The sequence below is a fragment of the Rhodovulum adriaticum genome (assembly GCF_004345735.1).
Lineage (GTDB): Bacteria > Pseudomonadota > Alphaproteobacteria > Rhodobacterales > Rhodobacteraceae > Rhodovulum > Rhodovulum adriaticum.
Genome location: NZ_SLXL01000020.1, coordinates 18,538 through 30,502, shown reverse-complemented (window position 1 = coordinate 30,502; position 11,965 = coordinate 18,538). Strand labels below are relative to the sequence as shown.

At 61.3% G+C, this 11,965-nt stretch carries 8 protein-coding genes; 7 read left to right on the top strand and 1 reads right to left on the bottom strand.

All coding sequences use genetic code 11. The features are described 5' to 3' along the window. The first annotated feature begins 158 nt into the window (after positions 1-158). From EV656_RS16970 to EV656_RS15895, 5 genes are all read left to right on the top strand, one after another. Positions 159-524: a thermonuclease family protein gene (locus EV656_RS16970; RefSeq protein WP_200276736.1), complete on the top strand. Its 366-nt coding sequence runs from the start codon at positions 159-161 to the stop codon at positions 522-524. Between the two features lie 358 nt (positions 525-882). Next, on the top strand, positions 883-1,089 hold the full coding sequence (locus tag EV656_RS15910; RefSeq protein ID WP_007120662.1) for a hypothetical protein: 207 nt from the start codon (positions 883-885) through the stop codon (positions 1,087-1,089). Positions 1,090-1,640: 551 nt separating this feature from the next. Then, positions 1,641-2,234 carry a helix-turn-helix domain-containing protein gene (locus EV656_RS15905; RefSeq protein ID WP_043754095.1) on the top strand — a complete coding sequence of 198 codons (594 nt, stop codon included), beginning with the start codon at positions 1,641-1,643 and terminating at the stop codon, positions 2,232-2,234. Continuing rightward, positions 2,221-4,554, top strand: coding sequence for a relaxase/mobilization nuclease domain-containing protein (locus EV656_RS15900; RefSeq protein ID WP_132605695.1), 2,334 nt, complete (start codon positions 2,221-2,223; stop codon positions 4,552-4,554). The genes EV656_RS15905 and EV656_RS15900 overlap by 14 nt, the downstream gene beginning before the upstream one ends. An 8-nt stretch (positions 4,555-4,562) precedes the next feature. Beyond that, positions 4,563-6,557, top strand: a complete 1,995-nt coding sequence (locus EV656_RS15895; RefSeq protein WP_043754090.1) for a type IV secretory system conjugative DNA transfer family protein — start codon at positions 4,563-4,565, stop codon at positions 6,555-6,557. Positions 6,558-6,560: 3 nt separating this feature from the next. On the opposite strand, the gene EV656_RS15890 is transcribed toward EV656_RS15895, so the two are convergent. Beyond that, positions 6,561-7,355, bottom strand: a complete 795-nt coding sequence (locus EV656_RS15890; RefSeq protein ID WP_043754087.1) for a BrxR family transcriptional regulator — start codon at positions 7,353-7,355, stop codon at positions 6,561-6,563. Positions 7,356-7,432: 77 nt separating this feature from the next. On the opposite strand from EV656_RS15890, the gene EV656_RS15885 reads away from it, so the two are divergent. Continuing rightward, complete coding sequence (locus tag EV656_RS15885) at positions 7,433-8,575, top strand: exonuclease SbcCD subunit D (protein ID WP_043754083.1); 1,143 nt, start codon at positions 7,433-7,435, stop codon at positions 8,573-8,575. Then, entirely contained in the window at positions 8,572-11,646 is a 3,075-nt protein-coding gene (locus EV656_RS15880) for an AAA family ATPase (RefSeq protein WP_043754081.1), read from the top strand. Before EV656_RS15885 ends, EV656_RS15880 begins: the two co-directional genes overlap by 4 nt. Positions 11,647-11,965 lie beyond the last annotated feature (319 nt).

The window sequence follows — 11,965 nt, the reverse complement described above, 5'->3', positions numbered from 1 at the left end:
CGCAGTTCGGACGGATAGGCGGGGGTGAATCTCTGCTTCGTCATAGGGCTCATCCTTTGAGTGTTTTACTCTCCGGTAAACCCGGGGCGGTTCAGTCACTGGTCGCGCCGTCAACAGAGCGACCCGCCTCACAGGACCGGTCGCTTCGCGCCAGCGATGTGCGGATCATTGACGGTGATACGGTCGATGTTCGAGGCCTAACAGCGAACGTGCGTCTCGTCGGATTTAACGCGCCTGAGACATGGAAACCCGCCTGCACTGCAGAGCGTGAGGTTGGGGAGCGCGCGACTGCGCGTCTAGGTCAATTAGTGCGGGGCGCGACATCAATTGAATTTGAGCGCGTGGCCTGTTCCTGCCGGCCCGGGACAGAGGGTACGGATCAGTGCAATTTTGGGCGGTTCTGCGGCTCGTTGTTCGTTGACGGTCGGGACGTCGGCAGCACGCTCATTGCTGAAGGTCTGGCCGTGCCGTACCGATGTGGACGCACCAGCTGTCCCCCACGCCCTCAACCCTGGTGCCGATAGCATACGCGCCCAACCGACCCAGACGACGGACCTTCGCGCGCGGCAGAACGCTGACCCGCCGCATCGCGAGCGTGACGGATCGTTATCCAGATGCATTGGATCAGAACGAACCAGGCCATCTTCGGTCACGATCGACGGGTTCGATGGCGGCTTCAAAGTGGTGGCACAAATTCGGGTCACTCCTTTTTGCTCATTGATGCGGATCGCACGGGGTCGGCCCAATCGTGCCCTCCGCTTCGCTCCGGCAAGCACAAATACGGCTTCCACGGCGTAGCCACGGACCCTCCGCATTTGCGCTTGCGACCGGGCCTCTTGCCCCCGTGCCGGGTGATCCCCATCGCAACAAGGAGAGACCCAAATGACTAACCACTACGTCGCCACCGTCCCCGTCAAGTTCACCGACACCGATGGCCAGGAGCGCACCCGTTTTCAGCGCGTGGGCGCGATGTTCCGCAACACCCGCAACGGGGACGGCTCGGAGTTCTTTAGCCTCAAGCTCGACTTCCCGGTCGCGGTCTCGGAGCTGGTGATGTTCCCGCCGAGCGCGAAGGATCCGCAGGACTAAATCCTCTGACGAGGATGGGCCGCCATCAGGCGGCCCTGTCCCTGTTCCAGGGATGCCGTCACTGGCGCGGGTGATCGCCGACAGTGATCTCCCCTAAGTGCCGGTCGCTGCGCGTTCAACGGACGCACGCCTCCCAGAATGATCAGGCCGCGACAGACCGGCCAGCCAGCCTCAAGGGGGCCATCCACAAAAACCTATCGGCCAGGGCCTCCCGGTTTTTGCGGCAGAGATTTGGGGGCCCAAATCTGGCCCTCCTTGACCCTGCCTGTCCGCCCTGTCGGTGGGGTTTGCGCCCGCCCGCGGTTCCGTCCGAACACATGCGTGTTCGGCCAGAGCCTCGGGCGGTGCTGGAGAAGGGGCCTTTGAAGCTGGAGGCTGTGCTGGTGGTGAGGGCGGCAGAGCCGCGTCCCTGCGGGCCGCGGCGTGAAGCGGACACCAAGGCTGCCTGAGCCTGAATGCGACGTAAGTATACAATTGACTGTTTGGTATATTATCGTAAGGTGGGGGCAGCCTTGGTGGAAGTTGGCAGGAAATAGGGGGTCTTTCTTCGCATGTCTCGTTCAAAACGTCTCACAGATGCGAACCGCATGGAGATCGTTCGCGAGGCTGCGGAAGGTGTGTCGACATCCGTGTTGGCCGAGCGGTTTGGCGTGTCGCCGCGGGCGATCCAGTACACGCTCAAGGCCGATGCCGAGCGCCAGACGGATGCAGCCATCCCGGTCTCCGCGGTCAGTGTGAAGGTCACGGCTTCGGAGCTTGAGGCGCTCGACGCGGTGCTGGCGAAGGCCGGGATCGAGAGCCGGGCTGAGGGACTGCGGCGGCTCATTCAGGCGGCAGGCGGGGTGTTCGTTCCGGATGCGCAGATGGCGGCCGAGATGGCGCGATACAGGGCCTCTTTGCACGAGGTCGGCAATGGGGTCGCGCAGATCGCCAAACAGATGACGCAGGCCAACCGGATGGGGCAGGGGGCCGTGGGGGGCACGAGTGCCGAGTTCTCCGAATTGCGCCTCGCGCAGCTGCGCGGGCTGGCGCGGTTCATTCTGGATTCCGCTGACGAGATTGACCTGCTTCTGCGCCGCCGTCGAGACGCGATGCAGCTCGAGGCCACGGCCGCCTTGAGGGAGTTTGCGCATGCGGCTGAATGATGCTGTCGATGCCGTCACGGGCGAGGTCTTCCGGGATGGCTGGAGCCGGATCCGGGGCTCGATGCAGGGGCTGCACGTAGCCAAGCAGAGCCAGCTTGTGCGTGCGGCGGCGGGGCACCGGCCAGCGGTCTTCAAGGCGATCCGGGGCGGGGGAACGCACACCAAATCGCAGCTGATGAACCAGCTCGAGTATCTGACCACCAAGTCCACCCATATCGTGGACTCAAGCGGATTTCTGGATGGCAAGGCGAAGCTCGAAGCGAAGGACATCAAAGACCTCACCGAACGCTTTGCCAAGCGGTGGGACGCGGGCTTCAAGCCCAAGCTCGGCCAGACCACCCACATGCTCATGTCCTACCCAGTTGGCACGCGCGGTGAGGATGTCCGCGATATTTCCGAAAGCGTGGCGAAGAGGTTTTTCCAGACCGATGAGGGGCATTTCGATTACATCATTGCGGTGCATGAGGACCGCGATCACCCGCATGCGCATCTGATTCTGAACCGCCGCTCGCAGGAAGGCGAGTTCTTTTTTCTGGGGCGGAACCATCGGTTCAACTATGACGACTTCCGCCTCGCCATGGTCGAGGAGGCAGAAAAGTATGGCGTGCGCCTGGAGGCCACGCGCCGGGTGGATCGTGGTGTCGTGCATTACCCCGCCCGGACCAGCGAGGTCTATGCGGCGAAAGACGAGGGTCGCGCGCCCCGCGAGCGCGCGCGCGTGGGGGCCGACCTGACGCGGACGCTGGCGGAGATCGCCAATACCAGAACTGTCTACCACTCGCTCGCCACGGAAGCTTCGCGAGAAGCCCGCGAGGATATCGCGGCGGCGCTATTTCGCGCGGGCGAGGTGCTGGCGCGCGGCGGGCAGGTGGACCGAACAGGAGATGTGTATATGGCCGAGGATCAAAGCTTCGAGGATCTGAGAAGCCTCTATGCGGAGAAGCTCGCGCGGGTGCAGGGCATGATCGCAGAGAAGTCCGATGCGGAACGTCCGGTGCTGGAAAAGCGCCTTATCGAGATCCAGACGCAGGTCCAGCACATGCAGCCGCTCGGATTGCGTTCGAGCACGTTGTCAGAGGCGCCCTCGGAGGGCGGGGTCTATTCCGAGGCAAACATCCAAGAGAGCCAGTTGGAGCGCCTCACAGAGCCGCGCCTGCGCTCTCGGATCGACGCAGCGCTACGGGGCGCCGGGATCAGCACATCGGAAGTGGTGGCGCGGATCGAGACCGGGGCCGCGAATGCCGCGCTGGAGCATCAATGGATCGCAGATGATCTCTCCAAGGTGGCTGAGGCGCGCGATCTGAACCTCGAGCGCCGCGCCGATCTGGAACAGGCGCGTGACATCCTGAATGACGTGCATGTGGAACTTGGCACGCTGTTGGAGCGCGAGAACGTGCTGCGCCGGGATGGCGTCATGGAAGCGGAACCGATCAGCGAGCGGTTCCATTATCACCGGGACGCGGTCCGGGCGATGGAAGGGACAATCCGTCAGCAGATGCGCGCAGAGGGCCTGACAGCGCAGCGGATCGAAGACCGGGACTGGGAGGTGGTCTCAAAGGCAGAGCGCCGGATTGAGACGGAGCAGCGTGCATATCTCGAGGCACACCCGGATCTGCTCGCACGCCCCGGCGATGTGATTGACCGGTCTGAGCCTTACAGGGAGACCATTACCGATGCGGCCCGCGCCAGCGAGATCACCCGCGAGGTCGACCGGATCATGGAGGGACGCGATATCCGCACGCCCGTTGCAGATGCTGTCACGGATGAATTCAGGGAGCGCTATCCGGACATGCCGTCCCACCTCGCCCGCGGGCTCGGCGCGACCTATGCCGCTGTCGTCGAGATACGGGACACGGAGGCCATCAATCAGGTCCGCCGCGAAAGCGAGTTGCGCGACGGACTTGGGGTTGGCACGCGCGACGACATCCTCGCGGCCCGCGATGAAACTGCACCGCTGTCTGACCGATCCGGCCGCCTCTCAGACGAAATCGCGCGTGTTCTGGACCATGAGCGGGCAGGGGAGTTGTCCGCGCCCTTCGAAACCGAGGCGGAGCGGGACGCCTTCCGCGAGGAGATCGCGCGGGTGCTGGACGTGCGCCAACTCGACCGGCTCACATCCGGCGATGCCGATGCGCTGGACAAGGTTCTCGAGGATCGTCTCGACCGGCTCTATGTCGCCAAGGTCTATCTGCAATCCGATGCCGCCACGGCCAACACGGAGGCCTTGCGCCAGGTGGTCGATGAACTCGCCGATGCCGAATACGAAAAACACCGCGCGACAGACGTGGATGGCGAGACCGAGCGGGGACAGGTCCATTGAGCGCCGCCATGGGAAAAGCGCGGATCGCCACGGGCGTCCTTCTGGTGACGCTTGTGAGTGGGGCCATGGGCTATACCATCGCCTCGGCGGTGCTGACCTACCAGGATCTCGGCTTCGGGGCCGAGATCGACTTTGCCTATATCGCGCAGAACTACATGGCGATCCTGGACCGCCGCCCGGAGGATGCCCAACTCATTCACCTGATCATCGGCAGCTTTGCCGCCGCCGGCCTGATGCTGAGCCTCGCCCTCTCGGGATCGGCCCTCACACGGTTTGGCCAGACGCATTGGCAGAGTGCGCGCGAGATGAAGGCCAATGGGTTTTTCGGGGCGCCCGGGACCGGGTTCATCCTCGGCAAGCTGGGGACGCCTGGCTCTCGCGCCAATTACATTTGCTCGAAGGTTTTCCCGCATGCGCTGATCGTGGCGCCCACGGGCCGCGGCAAGACCACGGGCTTCGTCATTCCGAACCTGCTGACCTGGCAGGGCTCCGCCGTGACGCTCGATGTGAAGGGCGAGTGTTTCGAGGCCACGGCCCGGCACCGCGCAGCCCAAGGCGACAAGGTCTATCGCTTTGCCCCCACCGATTGGGAGGGCAAGCGCACGCATCGCTACAACCCGCTCCTGCGCATCTATCAACTGAAAGATCCCGCGCGCCAGCAGATGGAATTGCAGCTTCTTGCGACGCTCTTCCTGCAAAGCGACAACGACCGGGTGCAGGGCCTCCTCAAAGGCGGGATCGATCTCTTCGTCGCGGCAGGGCTCTTGGCGTTCCAGCGCAAGCGCCCGACCTTGGGCGAAATCTACCGCATCGCTGCCTCGGGCGGGAACAAGCAGAAGGAGTATTCCGCGCGGGGGCATGAGGTCGATAACAGGGCCGCCAAGCTGATCTTCACGCGGCTCGCCTCGACCAACAACGACACGCTGACGTCCTACGTCTCGCTCCTGATGACCTCGGGGCTCGATCAATGGCAGAACCCGGCCATCGATGAGGCGACGGCGGTGTCGGACTTTGATTTCCGCACGATCCGCAAGAAACCCTTCTCGGTCTATCTTGTGGTCCAGCCGCTGATGGTGAAGCCGCTCGCGCCGCTGATCCGGCTGTTCTTTTCCGATCTCCTCTCCGCCATGCAGGAGAAAGACCCCGGACCTGACGAACCCTGGCCCGTGATGATCATGCTGGACGAGTTCAACCGCCTCGGCAAGATGCCCATTGTGGTCGAGAGTATCGAGACCTTGCGGACCTATCGCGGACATTTGGCCGTCGTCACCCAGACCATCCCCGCCCTCGATGAAATCTACGGCGAGAACACCCGCCGCGCTCTGCAAGGCAACGCCGGCGTGAAGCTCTACCTTACGCCCTCGGATGAAAAAACCGTCGAGGAGCTGAGCAAGGCGGTCGGCAAGACCACCAAAACCGTCATCACGCGCTCTCAGTCTATCGGCAAGAACCCCTTCGAAGGGCGCAGCCAGTCCACACGGACCGAAGAGAGCTCTCTGCTACCCGAAGATGAGGCCCGCCGCCTGCCGCTCGACGAGATCGTCATGGTGATCGATGCGCAAATGCCGGTCCGGGCGAAGCGGATCCAGTATTTCGACGACCGGCTGTTCAAGGCGATCTACGCGGCGCAGACAGGCGAGTTGCCGTTTCCGGAGCCGGGGGGAGGCGGATCACAGGGTACGCTGCCGCTGAGTATGCGCGCCATGCCGATGACGCCGCCAGCGAAAGGGTCAGGCGGATCCGAGGCCGATATCGAGGCAGCAGACCAGGCTGCTGCAGGTCAGCCGTCAGCGCATGTCGTGCCAAAGAAGACCGCGCCCGTCGTTCAAGCCGTCATCGCTGAGGAACAGCGGCAGATGGAGATGGATTTTGAGGGCCCGGTCGCGGATGCCGAGACCACGAGCGTCGTGGGTGAGGCGCAGATGCGTTCCGCCGTCGATGGTCTCGATATGTTAGAGGCAACTATGGAGCGGAGCAAGAACGGCGTACGAGAAGGGATCTAGTTATCATATTGGTTCGTAGTCCGTTTTCGCGCGCTCAAGCCGTGCACCTACGGTATCCAACCCCCATCGACGATCAAAAAAGAATTCCAGCGCTTTTCTGGTTTCGACACGGAGCCATTCGCCTTCAAAGCCGAATTCACGTCTGACGACCTTTGCTTGCTCATCTGAAAGTCCTGTTTTTGGTCGCAGCCAAATGATTGCTCGAGTATTCCAGTCCACGTCCTCCGGCAGAGGCTTGTCTATGGGTTTCTCCTCGAACGAGCTGTCAGGATCGATGCGGATCGGGAGGTAGTTCCGATATTCACCGCGTTTGAAACTGTGGGCACGCAAGTGCACGCTTTCACCATCGGACGTGAAGCGGGTCGGTGCGATCCACTGCCCTTCGTCGGCACCGGACGACATTGATGTGTATCGGACGTGGACGGCGTTCCCCGACCTGATTGCTTGATGAAGAAACGCGATGGTCCTTTGATCTGCCTTCCGTTCCGGTCGCGGCAACGCGGACGAAGGCGTGTCTTCATCGACGCCCGCCAAGATATCGAATGCTTCGGTCAGGCCGGATGGTGCCAATGCCTCGTGCTCGCTCGCAGCTATGTATGTCTTTCGCACCGGATCATAGGTCGGCGGTGAACTGTGCGCGAGACCAAGATAGACACGGAAGTCCAGCGCTGCCTGCGCGGTCGAAATACCGAAGTGGTCGATCAGATCCTTGCGGTTTGCCATACCCCGCCAAGTCAGGCAGCGGTCCAGAAAGATCAGGCGCTCTCTCTGCGCATGTTTGAGGTCGTCGAGCTTCATGTGCGCATCCCTACCTTGACTCTGGCCTGTATGTCCATCTAGAAAATATACGAATAAAAAATATACGAGTTATTGCCATGAGGATTCTCCACACCGCCGACCTCCATCTCGGGCGTCAGTTCAACGGGATTCCTCTTGATGCCGATCACGCAGCAATTCTCGACCAGATCGTTTCGGCGATCACCTCTCGCGACGTTGATGTTCTTGTAATTGCAGGAGATATTTTTGACCGGGCTGCCCCGCCGACGTCTGCCGTGCGACAGTTCAATGGGTTCTTGGCGCGCGTTGCCTCAGAGACCGACGCGGCCGTGGTGATGATCGCCGGCAATCACGACTCTGGTGATCGAATCGCATCCATGGCGATCATGACAGACACACGACGCGCTTTGATACGTGGGGCTATCAGTGCGGACGAGAAGCCGCTGTTACTTACGGACGCCCACGGACCTGTGGCGTTCACGGGGTTGCCGTTCGCCTACGAGTATGCCGCCCGTGAATGTTTTTCCGACGAAGCTCTCCACGCGCCCGAGGACGTTCTCGCCGCTCAGGTGGCTTGCGGTCGGCGTAACATTCCCGATGGTACGCGTTGGGTCGTCGTTTCGCATGCTTTCGTAGCCGGGGCTTCGAGCAGCGAAAGTGAACGACCTCTCACTAGGGTCGGCGGCATCGAGACCGTCAGTTCGGCCGTGTTCGAGGGTGCCCACTATGTGGCTCTTGGCCATCTGCACCGGCCGCAATCGGTTGGTGCCCCTCATATCCGGTACTCGGGATCGCCATTAGCTTTCGGGTTTGATGAATCTGACTGCCAGAAGTCGATGAGCCTCGTCGAGATCGATGCAGTCGGGCAAACCACGATTGAGATCATTCCTTTCACACCCATTCGCCAAGTGCGCGTCTTGAAGGGACGTCACGCAGAACTTCTCCTCGCAGATCGATCTGACGATTTTATCAAAGCCGTGCTTACCGATGATGCGCCTGTGATCGATGGAATGAAGCGCATCCGCGACGTGTTCCCGAACGCCTGTGAACTTATCTACGAGCGGGATGAACAGGCGCAAGAAGTAAAGTCTTTAACGGGACGTGCCCTGGCGGTCGCGAACCCTGTCGAAGTCATTGGCGACTTCGTTGAACACGTGCGGGACGAAGGGTTCTCAGAGAAGGAACTGGAGGTCGTAGCGTCGGCACTCGGTCGCCTGTGTGAGGCGGAGGATGTCCAATGAGACCGGTTCGGCTAACACTTCAGGCGTTCGGTCCCTATCCAGGTCGGGTGGTTATCGACTTTCGGGATGCCGTCGAGGCGGGTCTTTTCGGCATCTACGGACAAACAGGATCAGGTAAATCGACCATCTTCAGCGCGATGACCTTTGCGCTCTTTGGCGAAGCGGCGAAGGCAGAGCAAGACGCTCCTTCGTTGCGCTCGGATCACGCAGATCCGGATATAATAACCGAGGCGGAGTTCGTGTTCGACATTGGTGAGCGGCGATATGTTGTGCTTCGCCGACCCGACCAGATGCGGCCCAAGGCACGCGGTGAAGGCGAGACGCGGAGCGCACACGAAGCTTACCTGTTCGATGCGACCGGAATGGCGCTGGACGCAATCACAGATGCGGCACGGGGCAAGATCTTGGCCGAGAAGAAGGTGCGCGACGTCGACGCGGCTGTTGTTGAGATGCTTGGATATGGCTCCGAGCAATTTCGCCAGATCGTCCTCCTGCCGCAAGGGCGCTTCGAGAAATTCCTTTCGGCCAAGACGAAAGAGCGCCTCGAAATCCTGCGAGAACTCTTCGATGTCTCGCTGTACGAGAAGCTCATGGCCGATCTCAAGTCGGCAGCCGATGAGGCTGAACGGCAGGTGCGGGATGAACGTGCGCTATGCGCCAGACAGCTCGCCGCAGAAGGATTCGAAAGCACTGATGCACTGATTTCGGGCATCGAAGCCGCAACTGGGAAATGCGCAGAGCTACGCGCGAACGAAGAAACCGGGAAGGCGACGGCGGAAGCTGCCGAGAAAGCAGTGCGTCAGGCGGAGGCGATCGAAGAAAAATTCGCGACGGCCGAAAAGATGAACGAACGGCTTCGCGCACTTGAGGCGCAGAAGGGCGATGTCGAGACGCTTTCTGAGCAGGTCCGACAAGCCGAGCGCGCACGCGGTCTGATCGATGTCGAGGAACGAGTAGGGGATGCCGAACGTGAGGTTGGTGAAGCCGAGGGTGCGCGCAAGAAGGCTGACGAGGCCAGCGAGCTTGCTTCCAGAGAAGCAGAAAAGGCGGCAGAGGCGCTCCGGCGCGAGGACGATCGTGCCGATGAGGTCGAAACCCTGCGCCGGAGAAGTGATGAACTGGAGAGGTATGGTCGAATCCTCGAGGCAGCGGCCGATAGCAATAAGGCAGTCGAAACCGCGCTGAAAGAGCAGCGAGACGCCGACAACGCTTTTCAGGCAGCAAAGGCACAACTGACCGAACTGCAGGAGAAGCGCACCTCGAAAAGCGCAGAGCTAAAAGCTGCGCGCGAAACGGAGGCGAAGCGCGCCGAGATCGCGGATCGGCGCGCAGAACTCGAAAAACGGCATCTGGCAGCCAAGTCCTACGAGGGCGCTTTGCAGGATGTCGCAACGGCTCAGGACGCTGTCGCAGAACAACTGCGGACGTCGGAAGCTGCGACCGGAAAGGCCGAGAAGGCGCGAGATGATTATGAGACGGCCGAACGGGATCTAGCGGCAGCACAGGCGCTTCACCTCGCGACGAGATTGGAAGCAGGGTCGCCATGTCCGGTCTGCGGCGCAACCGAACATCCTGCGCCGGCGACTGGCGAGATCGGTAGTGCCGGCCTGGACAAGGCATTCCGAGAGTCACGAGAAGCATGGCTGGCCGCCGATCGCGAAGCCCGGCAAGCCGGCGAAGCACTGGTCGGCGTGCAAGCGACGCTTGACGAGCGACGGAAACGCTTGTCCACCCTTGAGCCGCCAGAGGCGCGTGCGGACGTCATCGCGGCGCAGATCGGTCGTGAGGACGCAGCACTCGCAGCGCTTGGTCCCCGGGTCGACATCCTTGCCGCGGAGGCCGGGATTGAGGAACTGGGACGGCAGGTCGAGGAACTGGAGCGGAAACGCGATGAGTTGCGGGACAGCTTCGATGAGCGGCGGAACAAGGCTACTGAGGCCAAGGCGACTCGCGACGGCAAGCTTGCCGAGGTGCCTGAGGACCTGCGCGATGTCACGGCGCTCGCGGCCACACTGAAGAAGGTGACCGAGTCGCTGGAGTCACTTCAGGCGGCGCGGATCGCGGCAGACAAAGCGCTGAAATCCGCGCGCGAAATGGCACTCGGCGCGGATAAGGATATTGAAAGCGCAAATAAGGCGCTCGTGGACTGTAAGGCGCGCCATCAAAAGGCGGTTGAGGTCTTCCGGACGAGACTGGCTGGAGCTGGCCTCACAGCAGAGGCCTTTCAGTCTCTCAAGTCAGCCATCGAAACTCTCAATGAAGATAGAGAAACGGTCGAGACCTACCGGCGTGAGCACAAGAGTGCGTCTGATGCAGTCACAGATGCTACCTCTGCGATTGAAGGCATGCCCCGGCCTGACATCGAAGCGCTGCGGGAAACGCACCAGACCCATGCTGAGGCACTCGGCAGGGTGACCGAAGAACGCATCGCCGCCCAGACCCGTGTCGATCATTTGGATCGGCTTAGAAAGGGGATTGAAGAGACGCTGCGCAAGCTTGACGAAGCCGAAGCGGCATCAGGCCCGCTGCGCGGACTAGCTGCGCTGGTGAACGGGCAGAACTCGCAAAGACTGACCCTGGAGACATTCGCGATAGGCGCGATGTTCGACCAGATTCTGGAAGCGGCAAACTTACGCTTCGGCCCAATGACAAACTATCAGTATAGTCTTGAGCGCGAGATGGAGAATGGAGGGCGAGGTAAGCGAGGCCTTGGAACACAGGTGTTTGACGCGCACACCGGGAAATCACGCGCTACAAGCACACTCTCAGGCGGCGAGACGTTCATTGCAGCACTCGCTCTCGCACTGGGTCTTGCCGACGTGGTCGAAGCGGCGAGCGGCAAGGTCCGGCTCGACACGATTTTTATCGACGAAGGGTTTGGAAGCCTCGACACCGAAAACGGGTCCGGCACGCTCGACCAAGTCCTACAGGTCCTCAACTCTATCGTCCGACAGAACCGTGCGGTGGGTCTGATTTCGCATGTACCGCTCGTCCAGGAGGCGATCCCAAACGGCTTCTATGTCAGAAAAGGGATGTCTGGGAGTAGTATTGAGGAAAGAGGAGTGGTCTGATGGTTCCTCGTTGGTTTCGACGGCGAGCTCATTCGCGGCGCTTGCCAAATGGTGGCACTACCGACGTTCGAGAAAGCTGGGTCTTACTGTCTTCTTCGAATGCAAAGCGCCAGCGCAGTTTCCGGCATCAGTGCCCCATATGCGGTGCAGACGTGGTCACGGTCCGTATGCCCAATGGTGGCAGCGCTCATTTTGAGGGCGCGAAGGGATTGTATAGGATCAAGCACCCATGTTTGCATGTTGGCGAAGGTTTGAGCCGAGTGCGTGACACGAACACGCCTGACCTCTTCGAAAACTGGTGAAATGTGCACCCCCACTG